The sequence below is a fragment of the Fusobacterium perfoetens ATCC 29250 genome, from assembly GCF_000622245.1.
GTDB classification, from domain to species: Bacteria; Fusobacteriota; Fusobacteriia; order Fusobacteriales; family Fusobacteriaceae; genus Fusobacterium_B; species Fusobacterium_B perfoetens.
In genome coordinates this window covers 20,413-46,914 of the sequence record NZ_JHXW01000015.1, presented here as the reverse complement: position 1 = coordinate 46,914, position 26,502 = coordinate 20,413, and the positions used below count along the sequence as shown (strand labels likewise).

At 26.4% G+C, this 26,502-nt stretch carries 24 protein-coding genes and 1 riboswitch; of the genes, 5 read left to right on the top strand and 19 right to left on the bottom strand.

What is annotated here, in order from left to right:
• Together T364_RS0106455 and T364_RS0106450 are read right to left on the bottom strand one after the other, a co-directional pair.
• The coding region (locus T364_RS0106455; RefSeq protein ID WP_027128853.1) for a hypothetical protein at positions 1-280 on the bottom strand (280 nt) is incomplete at its 3' end.
• A gap of 335 nt (positions 281-615) precedes the next feature.
• Complete coding sequence (locus tag T364_RS0106450) at positions 616-2,292, bottom strand: phosphoenolpyruvate carboxykinase (ATP) (RefSeq protein WP_027128852.1); 1,677 nt, start codon at positions 2,290-2,292, stop codon at positions 616-618.
• Positions 2,293-2,611: 319 nt separating this feature from the next.
• On the opposite strand from T364_RS0106450, the gene mnmH reads away from it, so the two are divergent.
• Entirely contained in the window at positions 2,612-3,646 is a 1,035-nt protein-coding gene (mnmH, locus tag T364_RS0106445; RefSeq protein ID WP_027128851.1) for a tRNA 2-selenouridine(34) synthase MnmH, read from the top strand.
• A gap of 125 nt (positions 3,647-3,771) precedes the next feature.
• Here the strand turns inward: mnmH and recQ are convergent, their stop codons facing one another.
• Together recQ and T364_RS10620 are read right to left on the bottom strand one after the other, a co-directional pair.
• The gene (gene recQ / locus T364_RS0106440) at positions 3,772-5,691 is read right to left on the bottom strand and encodes a DNA helicase RecQ (protein ID WP_027128850.1); all 1,920 of its coding nucleotides are present in this window, start codon (positions 5,689-5,691) and stop codon (positions 3,772-3,774) included.
• A gap of 14 nt (positions 5,692-5,705) precedes the next feature.
• Positions 5,706-6,302, bottom strand: a complete 597-nt coding sequence (locus T364_RS10620; RefSeq protein WP_035945473.1) for a 3'-5' exonuclease — start codon at positions 6,300-6,302, stop codon at positions 5,706-5,708.
• A 313-nt stretch (positions 6,303-6,615) separates the two neighbouring features.
• Between T364_RS10620 and T364_RS0106430 the strand changes: the two genes are divergently transcribed.
• Positions 6,616-6,789, top strand: coding sequence for a 4Fe-4S binding protein (locus T364_RS0106430; protein ID WP_027128849.1), 174 nt, complete (start codon positions 6,616-6,618; stop codon positions 6,787-6,789).
• Positions 6,790-7,099: 310 nt separating this feature from the next.
• Here the strand turns inward: T364_RS0106430 and T364_RS0106425 are convergent, their stop codons facing one another.
• A complete protein-coding gene (locus T364_RS0106425) occupies positions 7,100-8,764 on the bottom strand; it encodes a formate--tetrahydrofolate ligase (protein ID WP_027128848.1) in 1,665 nt (554 codons plus the stop codon).
• Positions 8,765-8,817: 53 nt separating this feature from the next.
• Positions 8,818-8,898: riboswitch (ZMP/ZTP riboswitch) on the bottom strand.
• A gap of 40 nt (positions 8,899-8,938) precedes the next feature.
• A complete protein-coding gene (locus T364_RS0106420) occupies positions 8,939-10,288 on the bottom strand; it encodes an alanine/glycine:cation symporter family protein (RefSeq protein ID WP_027128847.1) in 1,350 nt (449 codons plus the stop codon).
• A gap of 251 nt (positions 10,289-10,539) precedes the next feature.
• On the opposite strand from T364_RS0106420, the gene T364_RS0106415 reads away from it, so the two are divergent.
• Together T364_RS0106415 and T364_RS10615 are read left to right on the top strand one after the other, a co-directional pair.
• Entirely contained in the window at positions 10,540-10,929 is a 390-nt protein-coding gene (locus tag T364_RS0106415; RefSeq protein ID WP_027128846.1) for a GrdX family protein, read from the top strand.
• A gap of 13 nt (positions 10,930-10,942) precedes the next feature.
• Complete coding sequence (locus T364_RS10615) at positions 10,943-11,593, top strand: EAL domain-containing protein (protein WP_051532675.1); 651 nt, start codon at positions 10,943-10,945, stop codon at positions 11,591-11,593.
• 28 nt (positions 11,594-11,621) lie between these two features.
• On the opposite strand, the gene nhaC is transcribed toward T364_RS10615, so the two are convergent.
• From nhaC to T364_RS0106385, 5 genes are all read right to left on the bottom strand, one after another.
• A complete protein-coding gene (gene nhaC / locus T364_RS10610; RefSeq protein ID WP_051532674.1) occupies positions 11,622-13,088 on the bottom strand; it encodes a Na+/H+ antiporter NhaC in 1,467 nt (488 codons plus the stop codon).
• A 326-nt stretch (positions 13,089-13,414) separates the two neighbouring features.
• Complete coding sequence (locus T364_RS0106400) at positions 13,415-13,753, bottom strand: histidine triad nucleotide-binding protein (protein ID WP_027128845.1); 339 nt, start codon at positions 13,751-13,753, stop codon at positions 13,415-13,417.
• A 17-nt stretch (positions 13,754-13,770) separates the two neighbouring features.
• A complete protein-coding gene (gene rpiB, locus T364_RS0106395) occupies positions 13,771-14,199 on the bottom strand; it encodes a ribose 5-phosphate isomerase B (RefSeq protein WP_027128844.1) in 429 nt (142 codons plus the stop codon).
• Positions 14,200-14,219: 20 nt separating this feature from the next.
• Positions 14,220-14,750, bottom strand: a complete 531-nt coding sequence (locus tag T364_RS10605; protein ID WP_051532676.1) for an FKBP-type peptidyl-prolyl cis-trans isomerase — start codon at positions 14,748-14,750, stop codon at positions 14,220-14,222.
• A 163-nt stretch (positions 14,751-14,913) separates the two neighbouring features.
• Positions 14,914-15,510, bottom strand: a complete 597-nt coding sequence (locus T364_RS0106385; RefSeq protein ID WP_027128843.1) for a DJ-1/PfpI family protein — start codon at positions 15,508-15,510, stop codon at positions 14,914-14,916.
• 141 nt (positions 15,511-15,651) lie between these two features.
• Here T364_RS0106385 and T364_RS0106380 point away from each other — a divergent pair, with 141 nt between their 5' ends.
• Complete coding sequence (locus tag T364_RS0106380; RefSeq protein WP_027128842.1) at positions 15,652-18,006, top strand: aminotransferase class I/II-fold pyridoxal phosphate-dependent enzyme; 2,355 nt, start codon at positions 15,652-15,654, stop codon at positions 18,004-18,006.
• A gap of 162 nt (positions 18,007-18,168) precedes the next feature.
• Here the strand turns inward: T364_RS0106380 and T364_RS10600 are convergent, their stop codons facing one another.
• From T364_RS10600 to accB, 8 genes are read right to left on the bottom strand one after another with little or no spacing between them, the layout of a single operon-like run.
• Positions 18,169-19,278, bottom strand: coding sequence for a YibE/F family protein (locus T364_RS10600; protein WP_035945471.1), 1,110 nt, complete (start codon positions 19,276-19,278; stop codon positions 18,169-18,171).
• A gap of 54 nt (positions 19,279-19,332) precedes the next feature.
• Complete coding sequence (gene tgt / locus T364_RS10595) at positions 19,333-20,487, bottom strand: tRNA guanosine(34) transglycosylase Tgt (RefSeq protein WP_051532673.1); 1,155 nt, start codon at positions 20,485-20,487, stop codon at positions 19,333-19,335.
• A gap of 15 nt (positions 20,488-20,502) precedes the next feature.
• On the bottom strand, positions 20,503-22,677 hold the full coding sequence (locus T364_RS0106365; protein WP_027128841.1) for a RelA/SpoT family protein: 2,175 nt from the start codon (positions 22,675-22,677) through the stop codon (positions 20,503-20,505).
• Between the two features lie 25 nt (positions 22,678-22,702).
• Positions 22,703-23,218, bottom strand: a complete 516-nt coding sequence (locus tag T364_RS0106360; protein WP_027128840.1) for an adenine phosphoribosyltransferase — start codon at positions 23,216-23,218, stop codon at positions 22,703-22,705.
• Positions 23,208-24,095: a tetratricopeptide repeat protein gene (locus T364_RS0106355; RefSeq protein ID WP_147386031.1), complete on the bottom strand. Its 888-nt coding sequence runs from the start codon at positions 24,093-24,095 to the stop codon at positions 23,208-23,210. The genes T364_RS0106360 and T364_RS0106355 overlap by 11 nt, the downstream gene beginning before the upstream one ends.
• Positions 24,064-24,732 (bottom strand): DUF502 domain-containing protein, encoded by a 669-nt coding sequence (locus tag T364_RS0106350; RefSeq protein ID WP_027128838.1) that lies wholly within the window; start codon positions 24,730-24,732, stop codon positions 24,064-24,066. Before T364_RS0106350 ends, T364_RS0106355 begins: the two co-directional genes overlap by 32 nt.
• Complete coding sequence (locus T364_RS0106345) at positions 24,726-26,015, bottom strand: hemolysin family protein (RefSeq protein ID WP_027128837.1); 1,290 nt, start codon at positions 26,013-26,015, stop codon at positions 24,726-24,728. The genes T364_RS0106350 and T364_RS0106345 overlap by 7 nt, the downstream gene beginning before the upstream one ends.
• A 33-nt stretch (positions 26,016-26,048) precedes the next feature.
• On the bottom strand, positions 26,049-26,495 hold the full coding sequence (gene accB, locus T364_RS0106340) for an acetyl-CoA carboxylase biotin carboxyl carrier protein (protein ID WP_027128836.1): 447 nt from the start codon (positions 26,493-26,495) through the stop codon (positions 26,049-26,051).
• Positions 26,496-26,502 lie beyond the last annotated feature (7 nt).

Genomic DNA, 26,502 nt, shown 5'->3' with positions numbered 1-26,502 from the left:
CTATTATTCCAAAGTTTTCTAGACTTCCTATTGTTCCACCTTGATTATTATATATTCCATTATTACTTCCTACTATTATTTCAAAGTTTTCTAAACTTTCTATTACTCCTTCATTATATATTCCATTTGAATTAATTTTTACAGTTACACTTTCACTTATTACATCATCATTAGAATAACTTACTACTCCTGTTATCATAAAAGCAATTATTATTCCTAAAGTTATTTTTACTTTTCTTTTTAGCAATCTTTTTAAACTTTTTTTAATATTATCTTTCATAGTACACCTCCATAATAACAAATAAATTTTTTGTAAAAAAAAAGCAATCTAAAACAGATATATAAAAACTCTCGTTTTTTTTATATCTTCTTAAATTGCAGTCATTGTATCTATTTCTTAATAAAAGTATATCTCAAAAAAAAAAAAAAAATCAATCCCCTTTTTATTAATTTAATATTATCTTTATTTTGATATGGAAGCTTTAAAACTATAATATAATATTTTATAAAACTAAAAATTGAGATTTTATTATAATTTTCTTTTATAAAAAAATAAAAAACCACTGTTTTTACACAGTGGCTTTTTATTTTTATTTTTATTTTTTTTACTTTTTACTAAATAGAATTTATTTCTTTTACAACTTTTTCTATAGCTTCTAAAGCATCTTCAGGAAGTCTATCTCTTCCACCTTTAAATGTTTCTCTAGATTTTACAAATTCTAATCTATCATTCATTCTAGCCTTTAAAGCACTTAGATAGTTTTCATCTTCTAAATTAGGTACAAATCCTTCCCATTCAAATATTTCTATATCAGAGAATGGTCCCCAAGGTTTAAATACAGCTTCTTTATCAACTATTTTTTCTAATATTCCAAGAGTATCTTGAGCTTTTACTTTTTTACCCATAAACTCTCCTGTATTTAAAATATAGCAATCTACATTTTTATCTCCAACTAATTTTTTAAATTTATTATAGTCATCTGATAATGGATGAGTTCTAAATGGGTTTGCATAAGGTTCAACTACTAGTGCGTTAGGGTCTACTCCATGAGCTAATCTTTCAGCATTACTTCTCTTAGTAGCAAGAGTTGCTCCCATTACAGAAGCTAGAGAAGCCCCTTTTAATTTTATAACTGGTGGTAATGTAGGGTCTTTCATTAACCAGAATATAGCATTTACAGGCTCATCTATTTTATCTACACGATTTGGTGACCATAATTTAGATTTTATAGCTCTACCATTTCCATTTCTTATATCTTCTGTTACTATAACTACTCTTCCATCTTCATCTAAAGTAGCTGAACAGTTTTGAACTGTTAATAGATATTTATTGTCTGGACTTCCAGCTGGATAGTCATTTGTTTTATCAAAATATGTTGGCTCTAAAGCTATTGATGAACAAGTTTCAGTATTAATAATAAAAGCGTCATCATGTAAAATTGTTACATCATATTTTCCATTATGTTTAGCATGAGTCAATGTAGATTTTCCTGTTCCTGATAATCCAAAGAATGAAGCAACATATGATTCTCCATTTGGTAATTTATATCTTTTTTGTCCACCATGACAAGATACATATCCTTGACGATTAGCTATAGCCCAAGCTAAAGTTAAAGTTCCTTTTTTAAATTCTCCAAAATATTTCATTCCAAGTATAGCAGCACAGTTATTTTCAGGGTCAAAGTATGTTAAATATTCTGGGTCAGCAGCTTCTACATATCTAGTTCCTTTCCAGAATGGGTCTGAGAAAATATATATATCAGATTCTTTTGGAAGAACTCTCGAATTTTTATACATTTTTAAATATTCAGTTGATAAATATTGGAAGTTTAACATCCATGAATACATTATGTTTTCTTCACCTTCAGGTATTAATAAGTGAGCTTTTACCATAAATTCAGGATTTAATCCTATATATGCTTCAGCATGATAAAGTTTTTTAAATCTTGTATAATAAACAGCATTCATTAAAGTTTTATCTAATCTTTCCTTATCAATATCTGGGTCTCCTACTATTCTTCTAGCTGCAGCAAAACGTCCTGTAATTGGTCCATCATTAAATAACAAAACTTTTGTATCAGGTTCTAATCCAAATTCTTCACCTTTATAAACAGGTAAATCTGTTACTATTGTTCCAGGAGATGCCTTTGCTAATTTATAAGCTTCTTTTACTGTTGTAACTTTTGTTACATTGTTCCCATAAAAAGCCGCTTCTATTATAGAACGAGTTCTAGAAAATCCTGGTTTATTTGCTCCTATTTCCTCTGTCTTATAGTATGTTTTTGTAGCCATAGTGTAACCTCCTCATAATTTCTGTAATTTTAGATTATTTTTTAATCTATTTTTGTGTAAAAAATAATATTTTTTATAAAAATATTATACTGTTTTTTTTATTTTTAGTCTATTTTTATTTTCTTTTTTTATATTTTTATTTATTTTTTACGAAAATAATCATAATCTTTTAATATCTTTACATTTTAATTATTTTTACTCCACTCTACATTATAGCTTATAAAATAGAGTTTGGCAATAGTTATTTTATTAATTGATATTATTTCTTTTTTAGTTTATAATATCAATTAAGAATTTTTTTATTTAAGGTGGTTTTAAAATGAGAGAAATTTCTTTCGAAGATGTTTTAAAATTAAAAAATTATATTTTAATAGACGTAAGAAGTCCAAAGGAATATAGCGAAGAACTTATTCCAGGAGCTATTAATATTCCATCTCTTTTAGATGATGAAAGAGCTGAAGTAGGTACTGCCTATGTTAGAATTTCAAAGGAAAGAGCAAAAGAAATAGGAATAGAAAAAATTTCAAAAAGATTACCTTTAATTTTTAAAGAAATCAATGAACTTTCTAAAAAATACGATAAACTTATTTTTTATTGTGCTAGAGGTGGAATGAGAAGTACTACTTTAGAAGTTCTTTTTAATAGTCTTGGTTATAAAACTCTTAAATTAGAAGGTGGATATAAAGCTTATCGTCAATATATTTTAAATAATATAGCAAATAAAAATGAAAATATAAAATATATTGTACTTCATGGAAGAACTGGAGAGGGAAAAACTAAGATTTTAGAAAAATTAGAAGAAAAAGGTTATTCAGTTTTAAATTTAGAAAGATTAGCTGACCATAAAGGTTCTTTCTTTGGTGGACTTTGTGAGGAAAAAAAACAAAGTCAAAAAAGATTTGACGGAGAAATTTTTAATTATTTAGTCAATAATAAAAAAGGATATTTCTTAGTTGAAAGTGAAAGTAAAAGAATTGGCGACCTTTATGTACCAGAACCTATATATAATTCTATATTAACTGGTACTCATATTTTTATAAGTACATCTATGGAAAATAGAGTAAAAATTATTTTAGAAGATTATTCAAAAGCTTCTATCCCTGAATTAGAAGAATGTTTATTAAAAGTAGCTAGATATATAAGTAAAGAAAGATATAATAGATATCATTCACTATTAATAGAAAATAAATTAGCTGAACTTAGTGAAATTCTTATGAAAGAATATTATGACCCTCTTTATGATAAAGGAATAGATAAACATACTTACGATTTAGAAATCAATTATTCTAATATTGATGAGGCAGTTGATAAAGTAATTGAATTTTTAAAAGAAAAAGGATATGAAAATGAATAATAAAATAAAAATCCACCTCTTTCGAAGTGGATTTTTATTTATTTCTTTTTGGGGAGAGAAATTTATATAACAATATTTATATCGTTATGCCATTTAGACAGTTTTTTTGCAAAAAAGTTTATTTTTTATAAAAATAAATTTTTTATTAATATATCTTTTAATAATTCTGTATCTATTTTCAAGTTTAAATCTTTTTTAAGATTTTCTATTTTCTCTATATCTAAATACTTTTCATCAATAAAATTTTCTATTTTTATTTTTTTTATATCTTCATCTGTAAATTTATTTATAGTTTTTAAAAATTCTTCACCATAATTTTTAAATTTTTGATTTCCTACTCCTTTAATTTTCAACATCTCCCATCTATTTTTAGGTTTTTTTTCAGCCATTTCCAATAAAGAAGTATCAGAAAATATTATATAAGGAGCAACCTCTTCTTTTTCACTTATTTTTTTTCTTAAAAAATTTAACTCTTTAAATAAAGTATCTTCATAATAATCAAAAGATATTACTTCATTTACTTTTCTTTTTATAGTTTTTAAATTTTTTAAAATATCAAAAGAATTTTTATTTAATTGAACTATTGGAAAACTACCAGCAGTAAGCTCTATATAATTTTCTGCTATCAGAAAATTTACAAATTCTTCAAGCCACTCTTGACTTTTTTCTTTCATCAATCCAAAGGTTGTTATTTCATTTAATTTTTTTCTTTCAATTTTTGTATCAGCTTTTCCTAATAAAATATTAATCAAAGTAGAAGTTCCTATTTTTTCTTTAGCTCTACCTATACAAGATATTACTTTTTTTGCTTCAATTGTTAAATCTTCTACATCTTTTATATTTCTACAGTTTCCACAATTTCCACAATAATTTTTTATTCTCTTATCTCCAAAATATTTTAATATAAATTCTCTATAACAACTTGTTAAATTAGCATATCTTACCATTTCATCAAGTTTTCTTCTTTTAATTTTTCTTTGCTCATCACTTGTTTCTTCGTTAGCTTCTATAAAAAATTCTTGTGTTGCTATATCTTCCTCATTAAAAATTAAAATAGCCTCACTTGGAAGTCCATCTCTTCCAGCCCTTCCAGCTTCTTGATAATAACTTTCCAAATCTCTAGGAATATTTTTATGGATAACATATCTTATATTAGATTTATCTATCCCCATTCCAAAAGCATTAGTAGCTACCATTATCTCTATATCATCTTTTAAAAAAGCCTCTTGCATTTCACTTCTCTCTTCTTTAGAAAGACCAGCATGATATTTTCCTACATTATACCCTTTTACCTCTTTTAAATATTGATATAGTCCTTCTACCTCTTTTCTTGTATTGGCATAAATTATTCCCGACATATTTTTATGACTTCTAATATATTTACTTATATAGGCATCAGCAATTACAGATTTTTCAACCTTAAAAAATATATTTTCTCTATCAAATCCACTTATATATTTAAAAGGATTTTCCATCTCTAAAAATTTTTCAATATCTTCTACAACTCTTGGAGTTGCTGTAGCTGTCAAAGCTAATATTGGAAGTTTTTTATTCATAGCCTTTATAAATTTAGGAATTTCCAAATAACTTTTTCTAAAATCATGTCCCCATTGTGAAATACAATGTGCTTCATCTACTGCTATAAACGAGATATTTATCTCTCTTATCAATTTTATAAATTTCTCATTAGTTATTCTTTCAGGAGCTAGATATAAAAGTTTTACATTATTGTATCTCAATTCATTGATAGCTTTTATAAATTCCTCTTTCGTTAAAGTAGAATTTATATATATAGCTTTTATCCCTAAAACTTTCAAAGCATCTACTTGGTCTTTCATCAATGAAATAAGTGGAGAAATTACAATTCCTACCCCATCAAAAATCAAAGAGGGAATTTGATAACAAATAGATTTCCCTCCCCCTGTTGCCATTATTCCTATTGTATCTCTCCTATTTAAAATACTATTTACTATATAATCTTGTCCTTTTCTAAAAGAATCATATCCATATATTTTTTTCAATAAAACTATTGCTTCTTTTTTCATTACATAAAATCCTTCTAATTTTTATTAATAAAAGTTATAGCTGATTTTTCTCTATTTTTACACATTTTTCTAAAGACTTTCGCTGTTATTTTCACATCATCTAAACTAGAGTGAAAACTATATTGATTTACATCTATTTGATAAAATTCTGCTGCTTCTGATAATCTTGGATTTTTATATCCATAACTACAAGGTATTTTCATTATATATCTATTTGAAAACATAGTATCAAAAGTATATTTAACCTCTATATAGTCATTTATATATTTTAAATCAAAATTAATATTATGACCTATAAAATGATTTACCCCAGCACAAAACTTTTTAAAACTTTCTATATCCTCATAGAAAAATTTAGGATAAGCATTATCCCCTCTTCTTTTTTCTATTTCATTTCTAGTTAGTCCATTTACATTTATGGCCTCTTTATTTTCTTCTTCTCCATCTTTTATAAAATAATATCTATCATATTCCTCATAATCTTTTAAAAATTTTTCATTTTCAATATCATAAAAAACTTTTACAGCTGATATTGATAAAACAGAATCATTTTTAGTTAACCCATTTGTTTCTGTATCAAAAATTATCAATGGAACTATCTTATTTTTCATTTTTCTCCTTAGGTTTTTATAAAATTACTTATATTTATTATATAATAAATATTAGAATATATCAAACTAAAAAGATATTTTTTATGTTCGTTTTTCGTAAAAATATCTTTCACCATAAATTTTAATATTCAAAATATATATTTTTTTCCTTAAAGATTCACAGTTTTATAATATTTTGATAACCAAAATTTTCTTGTTTCATATTAAAACATTTTAGAAAAAATATCTTGACAAAATCCAAAAGTTAATGTATACTAAACATGTCACTAGAAATAATAATAAAATTTTTTAAAAGAAAATAGGAGGATTGAAAATGCACGTAATAGATCAAGAAACTTGTGTTGGATGCGGAGCTTGTGAAGGAACTTGCCCAGTTGGAGCAATATCAGCTAACGACAATGGAAAATTCACTATAGGAGATACTTGTATTGATTGTGGAGCTTGTGCTGGTGGATGTCCAGTTAGCGCTATATCTGCAGGAGAGTAATCGAATATCACTAAAGGTTCAGTAAATACTGAACCTTTTTTATTTTCTAAATTTTTAATTTTATAGATTATTATACATAATAAAATTTATCAACAAAAAAATTTAAAATAATTTTATTTTTTAAAAATATTTTCAAAATTTATAAATAAAAAATTATTGAAAAGTAATAATTTTTACTTAACTTTTTATTTATTTAATTTTTATTTTTTATAATTATAAATTTATAAAAATCTATTATATTATTTTATATATAAAAAACTGATTAGAAATTACTCTAATCAGTTTTTTTATTTTTGTTTTTTAGAAAATTTTAAAATAATCCAGAGATTTTTCCAAATTCATCAATATCTATAGTTTCAGCTGCTGGTACTTTTGGTAATCCAGGCATATCTATAATATCTCCAGCCATTGCTATTATAAATCCAGCTCCTGCTGCTATTTTAATTTCATTTATCTCTACTGTAAATCCTGTTGGTCTTCCTAATAAATTAGCTTTATCAGATAAAGATTTTTGAGTTTTTGACATACAAATAGGTAATTCATTATATCCATTTTCTTCTATAAGAGATAACATTTTCTTAGCTTTTGCTGAGAATGTAACTCCACTTCCACCATATATCTCTTTAACTATTGTTTCAATTTTTTCTTTTGGAGATTTTGAAAGTTCATAAAGTGGTTTATACTCCCCTTTATTTTTTTCAATTTCCTCTATAACTAATTTTGCTAATTCTTCTCCTCCAGCTCCTCCATTAGCCCACACATCACAAAGAGCTACTGGAACATTTTGAGCCTTACATCTTTCTCTTATTAAATCAAACTCAGCTTCTGTATCTGTTAAAAATCTATTCATAGCTACTACTACTGGAAGATTATATTTTTTCATATTTTCTATATGTTTATCTAAATTTTCAAGTCCTTTTGATAAAGCTTCTAAATTTTCAACATTTAATTCTTTTGCTCCCCCGTGATGTTTTAAAGCTCTTACTGTAGCCACTATTACTACACAATTAGGAGATAAATTTCCTTGTCTACATTTTATATCTAAGAATTTTTCAGCTCCTAAATCAGCAGCAAAACCAGCCTCTGTTATTGTATAATCACTTAATTTTAAAGCTAATTTTGTAGCTATTAATGAGTTACATCCATGAGCTATATTAGCAAAAGGTCCTCCATGAATTAATACAGGAGTATTTTCTAAAGTTTGAACTAAATTTGGTTTTATAGCATCTTTTAATAAAGCTGTTACAGCTCCTGTTATATTCAAATCATTTATTGTAAGAGGTTTTCCTGATAAATCATATCCAAATATTATTCTAGAAATTTTTTCTTTTAAATCTTTTAAAGAGTTTGCTAAACAAAGAGAAGCCATTATTTCAGAAGCAACTGTTATTTGGAAAGAATTTTCTCTAGGAATTCCTGAAGCAGCCCCCCCTAGTCCTATCACAGTATTTCTTAAAGCTCTATCATTCATATCAACAACTCTTTTCCAAGTTATTTTTGTTATATCTATATTTAATTTATTTCCAAATTTTATATGATTATCTATTACAGCTGAAACTAAATTATGAGCCACTCCTATAGCGTGTAAATCTCCTGTAAAATGAAGATTTATATCTTCCATTGGAACAACTTGAGAATATCCTCCACCTGTAGCTCCTCCTTTTATTCCAAATACAGGTCCAAGAGACGGCTCTCTAAGAGCTGCCATAGAATTATATCCCATTCTATTTAAAGCTTGAGTAAGTCCAACTGTTACTGTTGATTTTCCTTCACCAGCTGGAGTTGGAGTAATAGCTGTAACTAAAACTAATTTTCCATTTTCTTTTTTTTCTAATTTGTGTAATAAATTAAAATCTATTTTTGCTTTATATTTTCCATATAATTCATAATCATCTTCAGTAAGTCCTATTTTTTCAGCTATTTTACTAATTGGTAAAAGATTCGCTTCTTGAGCTATTTGGATATCTGTTTTCATAATCACTTCCTCCTAAAATTATTAATTTAAATAAAAAATCCGACAGACTAGGCTTATTTTGCCCAGACGGTCGGCTTAATTAATAGTTATACTCCCTGTGGTCAGTTCCACTTCCGTCAGTTGTATAACTTGTTTTAATGTTATCATATTTTTTTTATTTTGTCTATTTATTTTTTACTTATTTTTATTTTCAATAGCCACATTTTTTACAAGTTTATATAGAGCAATTAAAGCAACTAAGTTTGGTAAAGCCATTAATCCATTAAATAAATCTGATAAATTCCAAACTAAGTCTACTTTAGCCATTGAACCTAATATTATAAACAATAATACTATTATTTTATATGGATTCATACCTTTTTCTCCAAAAAGATATTTTATATTTGCCACTCCAAAATAGTACCATCCTATTATAGTTGATAGAGCAAAGAAGAATAAACAAACAGCTATGAAGACTCCTCCCCAACTTCCTAATACTTTATTAAAAGCAGATTGTGTCAATGTTATTCCAGTAAGTCCACTTCCTACTCCACCTGTCATTATAATTACAAAAGCTGTACAGTTTAATACAACAAATGTATCTATAAATACTGTTATTATAGCTACAGCTCCTTGATGACTAGGGTCATCTACTTTAGCCACAGCATGAGCATGAGGTGTTGAACCCATTCCAGCTTCATTTGAAAATAATCCTCTAGCTACTCCATATCTTACAGCTTCTTTTACTGTTATTCCAGCAGCTCCTCCTAAAACTGATGAAGGATTAAAAGCTCCCATTATTATCATTTTAAAAGCAGGAATAATTTCTGAAAAATTAAAAATCATTATTAATATTGAAGCTCCCACATAAAGTCCAGCCATTAAAGGAACTATTTTTTCTGTGAAAGAAGCTATTCTTTGTGTTCCTCCCCAAAAAATAAATCCTGAAACTACTGCTACAAGTAATCCTATATACATAGGTTTTACTTCAAATACATTACTAAAAGCTGAAGCTATTGAATTGGCTTGTACAGCATTCCCCATAAATGATAAAGCTAATACACATGATAAAGCAAAAAATACAGCCAATCCTTTACTAAATTTATTATTTCCTAATCCCTCACTTATATAATAAGCTGGTCCTCCTATAATCTCCCCTTCAACTCTTTTCTTATATAATTGTCCTAACACAGCCTCAGCATATACAGTGGCCATTCCAAAAAATGCACTGACCCACATCCAAAATATAGCTCCTGGTCCCCCTGAAGCTATTGCTGTAGCTGCTCCGGCAAGATTTCCTGTTCCTACTTGAGCTGCTATTGCTGTAGCTAAAGATTGGAATGAACTCATTCCATCAGCTCCTGCACTTTCTCCATTCAAATTAGCTCCTCTTACAGCTCTCTTATAACCCTCTCCAAATTTTCTAACCTGTATAAATTTTAACACTATTGTGAAAAATACCCCTGTTCCAATAAGTAATAAAATTAAAATCTTATTCCAAACAAATCCACTAACATTCTGTACCAATAAATTTAAGTTTTCCATTCTTCTCCTCCAAAATAAAAAAAATTTACTAAATGATACCACATATATTTATTTTTTGGAATACTTTTTTTGTTTTTTTTATATTTTTTATTTATTATTTTTTAAAATATGCCATTTTAATATTATACATACAATATTAATACAAAGGAAAAATTTTTTTATTTTTTATAATACTTTTTTATTTTTTTTATACTATATTGTATTTTATGTGGTATACTATAATGTACATATATTTTTTTAAGGAGGATAAAATGTCTTTTACAATAGTTACTAACAATAAAAAAGTTTTTAATTTTTATAAAGAAACTGATGAAGTAGTATTATTAGAAAATGAAAGTATAGAAAGAGTTTTATTAGAAACATATAAATGTATATTAAAAGGGCATAAACTTCTTAGTGACCCTATCATATCAAATATTGAAAATTCAAATAATCCCTTTAAATCAATTATAGTTTCTAAAAATTTTACTACAGAAAATATAGCTTCATTAAATTTAATTAAAGGAGCTCTCAATATATCTAAAAAGTTACCAAATATTTCAATAAAAGAGCTATCTAAAGAATCTTTAGAAGAATATAAATTTATAGATTTAAACTTACTTATAAATGGAATCAAAGAATTAAAAAATTTAAATTTATAAATAGAGGTGTTTTATGATTAATATAAACTTTAAAAAAATTTTAGAAAAAGTTTCCTTTCATTTTATTCCTGTTATTGATATAAAAACTAAAGAAATTTATGGTTATAAAATTATTAAAGATTTTTCAAATACTGGCTTTGAAGATAGTGAGGCTGTTTACAAATTGGCTTCTAAAAATGGGCTTTTTGAATTTTTTACTTTTAAATTACAAGAAAAATCTTATAAAATTGCTTTTGAAAAAAATTATAATAAGAAAAAATTATTTTATACTTTACATGTTAATTATATAGATGACCCTGATTTTTTCTTTGAAAGTGTAAAAAATTTAATTTCAAATTTTAATATAAAATTAGAAAATTTAATTTTTGAAATCAAAGGAATTGAAGGATGGGATTCAATTAGTGATTTTCTTAATTATTTTGATGATAATATTCCTCTAATTTTTAAAGAGGATAAACATAATCCATTAAATTTTAATATTATTGAAAATTTAGACCCTGAATTTATTGAAATTTCTTCTTTTGAAACTTTAAAAAAAATAAAAAATAATACAAATATTAAAAGTAAAATTATTTTTAAAACAATAGATGAAAGTAATTTAGATAATTCTGATTTTTTAAATAAAGGAATTGATTTTATTTATCTTCACAAAAAAGAAAGCTGACTAGAAAATTTCTAATCAGCTTTTTTCTCTATTTAGTTACAGCTCCTATTATAGTTGCTACTCTTTGCTTTAAATTATTTTTTTCTCTTTTTTCCTCTTTATTAAGATATTTTATTGTAAATCCTGTATATCCATAAATACATGAAATAATTGGGCTAATAATATTCATAAAACAATAGGGAACATATGTCCAAGGAGCTATTCCTAAAGTTGCTATCATATAAGCTCCACAACTATTCCAAGGAATAAGTGGAGAAGTCATTGTTCCTGAATCTTCTAATGCTCTTGATAAAGTTACTGGATGTAAATTTTTTTCCTTATATACATCTTTAAATATTCTTCCTGTTATTACTATTGAAAGATACTGTTCTGCTGCCAAAATATTTACAGCTAAAGCTGTTAATAAAGTAGCTAATATTAGACTTCCTGTTGAATTTGCTATACTCAAAATTTTCATAGCTAAAACATTTAACATTCCTGTTTTTTCCATTACTCCACCTAAGAAAAGAGCACACACTATCAAAGCTACTGTCCACATCATACTATTCATTCCACCACGAGTTAATAACGCATCTACCATTTCATTTCCTGAATTAGAAACATATCCAACTTGTAAACTTGTTATAAAATCTTTTAATGGAACTTTTTGAAAAACAACAGCTGCTATTCCTCCTATTATACTTCCAAATAAAAGTCCTGGAATAGCTGGAACTTTTTTTACTACCAATCCTATTGTTATTAATGGAACAACAAATAATATAGGACTTATATAAAATTGTTCATCTAAAGTTATTAAAATTGAATTTAATACTGAGGCATCTACCTCTATTTGAGAATATTTCATTCCTATTATAGAAAATAAAATTATTGTAATCACAAAAGCTGGTATTGTTGTAAATAACATAGCTTTTATATGGTCAAATAAATCTGAACCTGCCATTGCTGGAGCTAAGTTTGTTGTATCAGATAATGGTGATAATTTATCCCCCATATATGCTCCTGAAATTATCGCTCCAGCTGTTATAGGAGACGGTATTCCTAAACCAGCTCCAACTCCCATTAAAGCAATTCCTATTGTGGCTGCCGTACTCCAAGAACTTCCTGTAGCTATTGCCACAATCAAAGAAAGTAAAAGAGTTGCTGGTAAAAATATACTTGGAGACATTATTTTTAATCCATAAAAAATCATTGTAGGAACAACACCAGATATAATCCAACTTCCTACTACCATTCCTATTATTAACAATATTAAAGCTGCTTCCATTGAAGATTTTATTGTTTCTAATATTCCTTCAAGTATTACTTCCCACCTATAATTTAAAAAGAACATAGCTATACAAGCGGCTAACATCCCAGAAATTATAATTGGAATATGGGGAGCTGCATTAGTATACCTTATTGTATATCCTAAAGATATTATTAAGAATACCAATGGTATTAGTGCATGAATAAATTTTGTTTCTTTGACTACTTTTGATGTTGTTTCTTTTTTCATTTTTCCTCCTTAATTTAGAATTTTAATTTTCATTAAAATTTCAAATATCACCTCGTTTTTTAATTTTATTAAATAAAAAATGCCATTAGATTAGGACTAATGGCATATAACACACAATTATACTGGACAAACCATTTTCCCTCTGTCTATTGATGACGAGGTTAGCTACGGCACAAACCGAATAAATGGGTCCCTCGCTTTTTTCTTAATTATAATTTAAAACTAACAATTATAAATAAAACTAAGCGATCTTTATTTTTGCTATTCTTTATTTCAATCAGTATTATACACTAAAAAATACATATGTCAATACTTTTTTTTATTTTTTATACTAATGTTCCTAATTTTTTTCCACCTAAAAGATGAAAATGTATATGAAACACTTCTTGTCCACCAAACTCATTACAATTTGTAATTACTCTGTATCCCTCTTCTGCTATTCCTAATTCTTTTGCTATTTTTCCTATAGCTAAATACATTTCTCCTATTAACTCTTTATCTTCCTCTGTAATATCATTTATAGTTGGTATCTCTTTTTTAGGAACAACTAATATATGAACAGGAGCCTGTGGATTTATATCTTTAAAAGCTATAACCTTTTCATTTTCATAAACTATATTTGCTGGTATTTCTCTATTAATTATTTTAGTAAAAATTGTAGCCATAATTTCCTCCTAAATTATTAATCTTCTAACATTTCAACTCTTGCTGTATGTCTTCCTCCAGCAAAATCTGTAGTTAAAAATGTATCTACCATTTCAAGAGCTAATACATCTCCAACCATTCTTGCCCCAAAAGCTAGAACATTAGCATTATTATGCTCTCTTGTAAGTCTAGCCATTGTTGTATTCATACAAAGAGCAGCTCTTACTCCTTTTACTTTATTAGCTGCTATTGAAATTCCAATTCCTGTACCACAAATTACAATTCCATAATCAGCCTCTTTTTTAACTACAGCTTCTCCCACAGCTTTTCCATATATAGGATAATTTACGGATTCTGTAGAATGACATCCTAAATCTAAAACTTTATATCCTTTTTCTAATAAATGTTTTTTTACAGTTTCTTTTAACTCATATCCACCATGGTCACAACCTAAGGCTATTTTCATTTTTCTCTCCTTTTTCTTAATTAAAATCCTTCAAATAAAGGCTCTCCAAATTCTAATTCTTTTTCTGTTGCTTCTCTAACACCTATTAATTCTAATTCAAATCTTACATTTCTTCCAGCAAATGGATGATTTCCATCAGCAGTTACTACATCATCTTCTATTTTAGTAATAACAAAAGATTGTTCAGAACCATCTTCTAAGTCAGCTATAAAATCAAGACCTATATAGATATCTTCAAATTCTACAAAGTCTTTTCTATCCATCTCTACTACTAACTCTTCGTCACGCTCTCCATATCCCTCTTCAACAGTTAAAGTAATTGTATCTTTATATCCTGCTTTTTTTCCTGTTAATGCTTCTTCTATTTTAGGAACAAAAGCTCCCATTCCTTGAATATAGAAGAAAGGTCCAACTTCTCTAGTATCTTCTAATAATTCATTTGTATCATTATCATAAACTTTAAACTCTACAGTTACTACTTTTCCTTCAGAAACACTATTTGTATTTCCCTTAGCTCTTTCTTGAGCTAATTTTTCTCTAAGTTCTTGTATTTTTTTTTCGTCTGTATGTCCACAACAACATCCATCTTCATGATGATGGTCATGCTCACCACAGCAACATTCTTTTTCTAAATCTTTAGTCATTTTTACACCTCGTTTTATTTTATTTATATGTTATAGTATACCATACTTTTTTTAATTTTCTCATTATTTTTTAAAATTTATATCCCATATTATATTTTACTATCTGACTATTTTCTTTAGAAGTCAATATTTCTAAAAGATAAAAAGCCACTTCTAAAGCTGATTTTGGATTAGCTGATGTAATAATATTTTCATCTCTCACTATATCCTTTTCTATTTCTATAGCTCCAAATTTTTTTAATTGATTAAAATATCTTTTATTATCTAAAAAATATGTAGTAGCTTTTTTATTCTTTAATATTCCTGCTTCTCCTAATATTATAGCGCCTGTACATATTCCTATTATCATTTTATTTTTTTTATAAAATTCTCTAATCAAATTTTGAATTTTTTCTTTTTTTCCATCTATAAAAAAACCAGCCATTCCAAAACCTCCAGGAATAACTAAAGCATTGTATTCTTCTATATTTATTTCTTTAGTTTCAAAATTTAGTTCTGTTTCTATTGATAAATTCCATGTACTTTTTATTTTTCCAAAAGACATAGTTTCTACTTTAATTTTTTCTTTTTTATCTCCAACTACTGAATTCCAACCAAAAATATCTATAAAGGGAGCTACTTCTAATATCTCAATTCCATTTGATAAAAAAATTAAAATTTTTTTCAAGATTATACTCCTTTGAAACAAATTTAAAAAAAAATAAAAAAAAGATTGACTAAATTTTAAAAAAAACATAAAATATCGTAATGTAATAAAATTATAACATAAAAATAAAAAAATTAAAATATGGAGGTAAGAAAGAAAAGAATGGCTAAATTAGACCAAAATTTGACACCATTATTTACTGTACTGAAAGATGTATATGCTAAAAGAAATATCACACCTTTCCATGTACCTGGACACAAACAAGGTAAAGGAATGGATGAAGAATTTTTAAATTTTATTGGAGAAAATCCTTTAAAAATTGATGTAACTATTTTTAAAATGGTTGATGGTTTACACCATCCTAAAAGTTGTATTAAAGAAGCTCAAGAATTAGCTGCTGATGCCTATGGAGTTAAAAAGAGTTTCTTTGCTGTAAATGGAACATCTGGTGCTATTCAGGCCATGATTCTTTCAGTTGTAAAAGCTGGAGAAAAGATATTAATTCCTAGAAATGTTCATAAATCAGTTTCTGCTGGAATTATTTTAGCTGGAGCAATACCTGTATACATGAATCCTGTTATAGACAATGATTTAGGAATAGCTCATGGAGTTAGACCTAGTACTGTTGAAAAAATGTTAGAATTACATCCTGATGCAAAAGCTGTACTTATTATTAACCCTACTTACTATGGTGTAGCTACTGATATTCAAAAAATAGCTGCTATTGTACACAGACATGATATTCCTTTAATAGTTGATGAAGCTCATGGTCCTCATCTTCATTTCCATGAAGATTTACCAATGTCAGCTGTTGATGCTGGAGCTGATATTTGTTGTCAAAGCACTCATAAAATTCTTGGAGCAATGACTCAAATGTCTTTATTACATGTTAATTCTGATAGAGTTGACCCTACAAGAGTTCAACAAATTTTAAGTTTACTTCATACAACATCACCATCTTATCCATTAATGGCTTCTTTAGACTGTGCTAGAAGACAAATAGCTATTCATGGAAGAGAACTTTTATCTAGAACTATTGAACTAGCTAACTATGCTAGAGCTGAAATAAATAAAATTCCTGGAATGTATTCTTTTGGAGAAGAGATAGTTGGAAAAGAGGGAATATTTGCCTTTGACCCTACTAAATTAACTGTATCTGCAAAAGCTTTAGGAATAACTGGATTTGACTTAGAAACTATATTAACAGATGAATATAATATTCAAGTTGAACTTTCTGATTTCTATAATGTTTTAGGACTTATTACAATTGGAGATACAAAAGAAAGTGTTGATACTTTAATAAAAGCTTTACAAGATATCAGTGATAGATATTTCAATACAAAAGAAATTAAAAAAATAAGAAATTCAAGAATACCTGCTATTCCTGAACAAGAACTTATCCCAAGGGAAGCTTTTTATAGTGAAACTTCAAAAGTTCCTTTCTCTGAAAGTTTAGGAAAAATTTGTGCTGAAATGATAATGGCATATCCACCTGGTATCCCTATTATCATTCCTGGAGAAAGAATTAGTAAAGAAGTTATCAATTATATAGAAGAACTTCGTGAACAAAAAACACATTTACAAGGTATGGAAGACCCTAATCTTGAATATATAAATATCATTGAAGATGAAGATGCTATGTATTTATATACAGAGAAAATGAAAAACAGAATATTTGGAGTTCCTTTAAATTTAGGAGCTGATAGGTCTGGTATTGAATTTGGTATAGATGTTCTTGTAGAAAACTTCTCTGATACATTTGATGAAATTGAAATGGTTGATATTGAAAAACAAAGAGAAGATTTCAATGTTCCTATGATGAAATATAAAAATACTATATTAAATACTTGTGAAAAAATAGCAAAACTTGTAGATGAATCTATAGAAGATGGATATAGACCAATAACAATTGGAGGAGACCATTCAATTGCTTTAGGAACTATATCTGGAGTTGCTAAATCTAACCCTAATCTTGGAGTTGTTTGGATAGATGCTCATGCTGATATGAATACAGAAGAGACTACTATCAGTGGAAATATTCATGGAATGCCTTTAGCTTTCTTACAAGGTGAGGGAGATACTGATATGGTTAACTGTTACTTTGAAGGAGCTAAAATAAAACCTGAAAATGTTATTATTTTAGGTGCTAGAGATATTGATGTTAGAGAATATGATGTTATTGAAAAACTTGGAGTAAAAGTTATTCCTTATGATGATGTTATGCGTAAAGGAATAGATGCTGTACTTGACGAAATTGGAGATTATTTAAAGGTTTCTGATATTCATATAAGTTTTGACGTAGACTCTTTAAATCCTAAATTTGCTCCTGGAGTAAGTACTCCTGTAAAAAATGGATTTGATGAAGATGATATTTTCAAAACATTTAAATATCTATTCAAAAATTACTTTATAACTTCTGTTGATATTGTTGAGTATAACCCAGTTTATGATAAGAGTTTAAAAACTGCAGCTATTGTAAGAGATATTACAGAATATATGATTAACCCTATTTATTAAAATAAAAAACGGCTTTATTGCCGTTTTTTTTATTTCAATTTATATTATTATTTTATTTCATTTTTTCTAACTTTTCACTTATAAACTTATTTTTTATTACTAGATTTAATTATTTTTCTTTATTTTTAATCTCATTGAAGTAAACTAAGTTTATCATATTTTTTATTTCTTTAGGAAAAATTTTTCTTTTAAAGTTTTTACATCTCTATATCTTTTATGTAAATGAGCTCCTAAATAAGCTGTTATGGGAATTGAAATAAGTATTCCAATACTTCCTGTAAAAGATTTTAAAATTTCTACTGCTATAAATTCATAATTTAATAATCTAGTAAGCGGTAAATTTTCAAGATTTTTATATATAATAATCATATCAAACAATGAACTTCCTATATATGCTAATATTAAAGTATTTATCATTGTTCCTACCATATCTTTTCCTATATTAATTCCAGATTTAAATAACTCTTTAGAACCTAAATTTATACTATTTTCTCTCAATTCTGTTATAGCTGATGAAATAGACATAGAAACATCCATTATAGCTCCCATACTTCCTAATATTATTCCCGAAGATATTAATTCTTTAACTTTAATATTTTTTAAAATATCTACATATGTAATAGCATCTAATGTAGGATATCCACTAAAACTCATTTTATTAACAAAAATATAAGATAAAATTCCAGAAAAAATAGTTCCCCCTATACTTCCTATTATTGCAACAACTCCTTTATGAGTAAAACCAGCAACTAAAAAAATGGTTATACAAGAAGATAATAGTGCAATAATAACTGAAATAATTATTGGAGATTCTCCTTTAACTATTGATGGAATGAAATAATAAAATATCATATAAACTGTTGCTCCTAAAGCCATTAAAGATTTTAAACCTTTTTTACGAGCTAGTAATAACGCCAATCCACAAAATATTCCAATCATCCAAAAGTAACTAAATCTTTTATCTATATCTGAAATATATAATTTTCCATCACTATCATTTTTATAAACAACAACACAATCCCCTTTTGAAATATTTATATTGTAAGCCTCTTCAACATAAATAGGAGATTCAATTATATACTCTTTATTCTTTATTCTCACTTTAAATAATTCAACATCTTTTATTTCTTCTCCATCTACTTCTATATTAGTTGTTAAGGAATTTTCCATTTTACTCCCTACTCTTTCTAAAACTTTACCTCTAAAATACTCTTCTTTTCCAAAAGAAATTAAAGAAAAAATAAAAAATAATATTAAAAATATTTTTTTCATAAATATACCTCTTTTAAAAATAAGTGACTGGATAACCAGCCACTTTTTATAAAATTATTTTTTTTCTTGAATCCAAGAAGATTTATTTCCCATTGTATAATTTTTTATAAATTCTTCTTTAAATTCTAAATATCTATCCTCTAGTATTGCTTGTCTTGCTTTTTTCATAAGATTCACTAAAAAATATAAATTATGATATGTAGTTAATCTTTGCCCTAAAATTTCTCCTGCTTTTAAAAGATGTCTTATATATCCTCTTTTATAATTTCTACAAACATAACAATCACAATCTTCATCTAAAGGTCTATCATCTTCAGCATAAATTGAATTTTTTACAACAAGTCTACCATATTTTGTAAATACAGTTCCATGTCTTGCTATTCTAGTAGGGTGAACACAATCCATCATATCTATTCCATGTTCAACAGCTTCTAACATATCAAGAGGCTCTCCTACTCCCATTAAATATCTAGGTTTCTCATCTGGTAAAATTGGAGTTACATTTTTTAAAATTCTATACATATCCTCTTTAGCTTCTCCAACAGCTAATCCACCTAAAGCATATCCTGATATAAATTCATCTAACTCTTTTAATTCTTTTAAACTTTTTTCTCTTAAATCTTCATATATTCCACCTTGAACAATGGCAAATAACCCTTGCTCATCAGGTTTTTTATGAGCTTCAACACATCTTTTAGCCCATCTAGTTGTACGTTCTATTGATGGTATTAAATATTCTCTTGAAGAAGCTCCTGGAGGACATTCATCAAATAACATAACTATATCTGAACCTAAATTATTTTGTATCTCTATAGATTTTTCAGGAGATAAAAATCTTTTTGAACCATCTATATGAGAAGAAAAACCAACTCCCTCTTCTGTTATTTTTCTCAAATGTCCTAAACTAAATACTTGAAATCCTCCACTATCTGTTAATATTGGTCTATCCCAATTACTAAACTCATGAAGTCCTCCAAATTTTTTTATTAATTCATCAGAGGGTCTTAAATGAAGATGATAAGTATTCCCTAGAATTATTTGAGTTCCTAATTCTAGTAACTCTTCTTTGGTCATTCCCTTAACACTTCCTTGAGTTCCAACTGGCATAAAAACAGGAGTTTCAATTTTTCCATGTGGAGTTGTTATTATTCCTGCTCTCGCATTTCCATTCTTTTTTATCAATTCATAAGTTACTGGTAATTTTTTCATTTTTCCTTCCAATCTCTATCTTTCAACCTCTATTACATATTTAATTTTCTTAATATTTTCAATAAGCATACTGTAATCTTTTTTATTAGAAATTTCTACAGCAACTTTTATTTTTAAATATTTTTTACTATTTTTAGAAATATTCATAGAGTTTATATCTGTAAGAACTATTTTATGATTTCCTATTAAATTTACAACTTCCATTACAAGACTTTTATTATCTTCAGCTATTATTGAAAATTTAAATTGATATTTATTCATTTTCTTATCAATGACATCTGTATCCCATTTAACATTTATTTGTCTTTCTGGCTCAAGTTCTATCATATTTTGGAAATTTTTACAATCTTTCCTATGAATAGCTATTCCTGTAAGTTTTGTTATATATCCTCCTATTTCATCACCTGGTAAAGGAGTACAACATTTTGCAAATCTTATAAGAGTATTTTCTATTCCCTCTATTATAATTCCATAATCATTTTTCTTTCTAGAATTTTTAATTTGAGTAGGAACTACATTTTTTGTTAATATTTCTTTCTCTTTTATATTTTCTATATAATCTTTTAACTTATCAACAAAAATTTCTGCCTTACTTCTTTTTTCTCCCATAATAAAATAAAAATCATCTAATGTTGCTATATTATGTTTTTCCATATGTTTTTTAGTTACAGGAGATTCCTCTATCTCTTTTAAAGTCATAGGAACAGGTAATTTAGCCCCTTCTTTTTCTAAAACATCCTTACCTAATTTTATATTTTCTTCCCATTTTTTATCTTTTAACCATTTTCTAATCTTACTTTTAGCTCCTTGTGTAACAACTATATCAAGCCAGTCATTTCCAGGACCTTTAGCATTTTTAGATGTGATTATTTCTACTCTATCACCACTTTTTAATTTATAATCAAGTGGTACTATATCACCATTTACCTTAGCACCTATACATTTACATCCAACTTCAGAGTGAATAGCAAAAGCAAAATCTATTGGAGTAGAACCTGTTTTTAATTCTAAAATATCCCCTCTTGGAGAAAATGTAAATATAGTTTCCTCTATAATATCCCCTGTTATAGAAGTAACAAAATCTTCAGCACTATCAGCTTCTTTGTTTAATTCGATTATATCCCTAAGCCATGAATAAACTTTGTCTTTTTTTCCAACTTTTACTTTTTCTTTATAACTCCAGTGAGCAGCAACTCCCTCTTCTGCTATCCTATCCATTTCTTCTGTTCTTATTTGTATTTCAACGAATTTTCCTTCTGGCCCAACTATTGTTGTATGAATGGATTGATAGTTATTAGATTTTGGAACTGCTATATAATCTTTAAATCTTCCAGGAACAGGACTAAATTTTTCATGAATTACTCCTAAAGTATGATAACAAGTGGTTACATCTTTAACAATAATTCTTATCCCCATCAAATCATATAAATCTTCGTAACTTCTATTTTTTTCATAAACTTTCTTATAAATACTATAAAAATGTTTAAATCTTCCTTTTATATTTCCTTCTATCCCCGATTTATCTAATAGTTCTTTTATTGTATTTTCTACACCTTTTATATATTCATCTCTCTCTTCTTTTTTAGAGTTAACAAAATCTCTTACTTTTACATATTTATCAGGATAGATATATAAGAAACATAAATCTTCCAATTCAGATTTTATTTTAGCCATTCCTAATCTATGAGCTAATGGAGCATATATAGCTAAAGTTTCCTTAGATACTCTAAGTTGTTTTTCCTCTGGCACAAAATTTAAAGTTTTCATATTATGTAATCTATCAGCTAATTTTATAATAATAACTCTTATGTCTTTAGACATAGCTAGAATCATTTTTCTGATACTTTCATCTTGTTGTTTTGTTCCATTAGGTAATTTTTTTAATTTAGTAACACCATCTACTAAATTGGCCACACTTTTTCCAAAACTATATTCTATATCAGCTAAAGTAATAAGAGTATCTTCAACTATATCATGTAAAATTCCAGCTATAATTGAATCTGTATCCATTCTCATTCTAATAATTATTTTGGCAACTTGTACAGGGTGTAATATATAATTTTCTCCAGACTGTCTAAATTGCCCAATATGAGCTTCTTCAGCCAATGAAAAAGCAAGTTTTATTTTTTCTATGTCTACATCAAGTTTTTGTTTTTCTATTTCTTCTAGAAGTTCCTTCAAATAATCCATATTTACCCTCTTTCATAGAAAAAAATTAGTATTCTATTAAAGTAAATACATCATATCCCTCTAATTTTTTTCTACTATTAAATTCTTCTTTTAATTCTATCAAATAACAAATTCCAACTACTTCTCCACCTAATTCTTCCACTAATTTTATAGTAGCTAATGTAGTTCCTCCTGTTGCTAATAAGTCATCTATTATTATAACTTTTTGTCCTTTTTTTATAGCATCTCTATGCATTTCTAAAGTATTTTTTCCATACTCTAAATCATAATCAAAAGAAATAACTTCTCTTGGTAATTTTCCAGGTTTTCTTACAGGTACAAAACCTATTCCCAAATTAAAAGCTACTGGGCATCCAAACATAAATCCTCTTGACTCTGGTCCAACTATTATATCAGCTTTCTTTTTTTTTGCAAAATCAGAAAATTCCTCTATTGCATTTTTAAAAGCTTCTCCATTTTGTATAAATGATGTTATGTCTCTAAAAGTAACTCCCTCTATTGGAAAATTTTCTATAGCTGTAACATATTTTTTATAATCTATTTTCATTATTTAAACTCCTTATTAGCTCTAAATATTTCTTATCTTGTTTCCCATCTTTAGAAACAAACTTAAGAATATTTTTTGATTCATTATAATTTTTTAATTTATATTCTATCTCCCCTAATAAGATATAAATATTATCTCCAATTTCTCTATTATTATTTATAACTATATATTTTTTTAATTCTTTTTCAAGTTCATTATAATTATTAGAATATTTATATTTTAATTGAAAATAAAAATCCATAGCTTTTGAATCTGAATAAAATCTTTCTGGAAAACTATTTAATATATTTTGGATTTCCTTATCTAAATTATTTTCATCCAAAAATTTTATATACATATTATAAAAATCGATATCAAAACTTTCTATTTGATTTTCTATTTCCTTAAAGTATTCTTTTGAAATCTCAAAATTATTTTTTGTCAAAAGAAAAACTTTTAATTTTTTAGTTTCTATATCATTTTCTTTTTCATATAGCTTTTCTAAATATTCTAAAGATTTTTTATAATTTTTATCTAAATAATAAGTATATGCTAAATTTTTTATTAATCTAACATCCCTCTCACTGTATCTCATAGCTTCTTCATAATAAAATACAGCTTTTTTATAATCTCCCAATTTTATGTATGATTCTGCTATTTCTTCTAAAAGAACTTTATTCTTAGAATCTTCTTTTAAAATTTCTTCAAAAATTACTAAAGCTTCTGAATACTCTCCTTTTTGTTTTAAATTTATCCCTTTTAAGAGAACATACTCAGGTTTTTCTAGATTATTATTTATATTTTCTCTTTTATTATATGAACTACACCCTAAAGTAATTAAAGTTAATATACAAATAATTTTATTTCTCATCATCATTTTCGTCCAAATCATATTCTATCCCTGGAGCTATAACTCCTCCAGAAACAATTAATTTTACACCATCTTCTACACTCATATCTAATTCATGTACATCTTCTATTGGTACACAAATAAACATTCCAGAAGTAGGATTTGGTGATGTTGGAATAAAAACATTATAAACTTCTTTTCCATAACATTTAGTAATTGCTTCATTTTTTTCAGCAGTTAAAAATCCAATACTATATATTCCCTTTTTAGGATATTCTACTGAAACAACTTTTTTATATCCTGAATTTTTATTTGATGATACTAATGCAACTATTTGCAACATTGTAGAATAGACTTGTTTTATTATAGGAAGTTTACAAATTAAATCATCCATTCTCTTTTTTAGTCTTTTTCCTACTATATTTTTTGTTATTAATCCAATTAAAAGTATAAAAACTAAAATCATTAATAAATATACCAAATATATCACTAAAACTATTCTATCATTTTGTTCTACTCCTAAAGTTTTAATAATATTATTTATAATTGATACCATAAAAGAATCTAAAGTTAATCCTATTACTATATTTATAAGCCAATTTATAATATATATAGTAAAAAATATAGGCAATAGTACTATCATTCCAGCATAAAAATAGGTTCTTATAACTTTTAACATTCCTCTTCCTTTCCTCCTATATGTAATAATACTTTAGAAATTCTTACTTTATCTACTTCTAAAACTTTTAATTCTATATTTTCTATTTTTATAATATCATCTTTTTTGGCAATTTCATTTAATTCATTTAAAATAAGACCACCTAAACTGTCATAATCATCAGATTCTGGAAGATTTATATTCAACTCTTTATTTAATTCTTCTACATCTATCATTCCGTCCACTTCATATGTATTTTCTGATATTTGTTTTATTGTATCTTTTTCATTTAAATCATACTCATCTCTTATATCACCAAAAATTTCTTCTATCACATCTTCTATAGTAACTACTCCAACTGTTCCTCCATATTCATCTACAACTATAGCCATATGAACATGGTCTTTTTTGAAATCTTCAAGTATACTCAAAACAGATTTTGTTTCTGGAATAAAAAAAGCTTTTCTGACAAATTCTTTAACCTTTGAATCTTTCTTTCCTTCTTTCATAGCTACTAATAAATCTTTAGCATATAAAATACCTATAATATCATCTATTCCTTCATTATAAACAGGTATTCTTGAAAATCCTTTTTCTATAACTTTATCTAATATATCTTCTACTCTTTCTTCACCATCAAAAGCATAAACAGCTGTCCGAGGTGTCATAACTTCTCTTGCTAAAGTATCTCCAAAAGTTACAATTGATTCTATCATATCTTTTTCTTCGTTTTCTATTACACCTTCAGCTTTTCCAACATTTACATATGAAATAATATCTTGTTCAGTTATTGTTACTGCATTATCTTTTATTTCAATTCCCATTAATCTACTTAAAAGTTTAGAAATTGAAGTTAATATAATAATAAAAGGCTTAAATACTTTTGTCATTATATGTATTGGAACAATAACTTTTTTAGAAATTAAAGTAGAATGATTTTTAGCTATTATTTTTGGAGTTATTTCTCCAAATATTAATATAACTAAAGTCATTACTAATGTAGAAATTAAAACTGCTCTTCCTTGTGATTCTGTTCCTCTATTAGTTAAAAATTTAGTTATTAAAGCTGTTGCTAATGATGTTGAAAAAATATTTACTATATTATTCCCTAATAATAATGCAGTTAAAATATCTGTTGGTTTTTTTAACCACCTTTTTAATAACTCCCCTTTTTTAGGGCTTTTTTCAACAATATCTTCTAAATAAATACTAGAAAAAGCTGTTAAAGCTGTTTCTGAAGCAGAAAAAAAACCTGATAACATAATTAAAATTGCTAATAAAATCAAATCCCGATACGTGTCCAATATATCTACACCTTCCTTAAAATTAATTTAGAGCTATTCTATAACAAAAAGTTTATCTCCTTTTTGTACAATCTCTCCATTTTCTACTAAAATTTTTACTACTTTTCCTGAATACTTACAAATTACATCATTCATCATTTTCATAGCCTCTATAATACATACAACATCACCACTATTTACTTCATCTCCTTCTTGTACGAAATGAGGCTCTCCAGGAGCTGGTGATCTATAAAATGTTCCTGACATTGGAGCTATTACTATATTTCCTTTTGCTTTTTCTTCAGAAGTTTTTGTTGAAACAACATTTCCCTTTTTTTCTTTAGAAATTGGTTTATCATTTATAACTTCTTTAGTTATATATTTTATTTCTTTTTTTAAAGTAATTTTTTCATCACCTTTTTCTAAAGTAATTTCATTTAATTCTCTTTCATTCATTTTTTTTGCCAACATTTCTATTAATTCTAAACTTATATTTTCCATTATATCT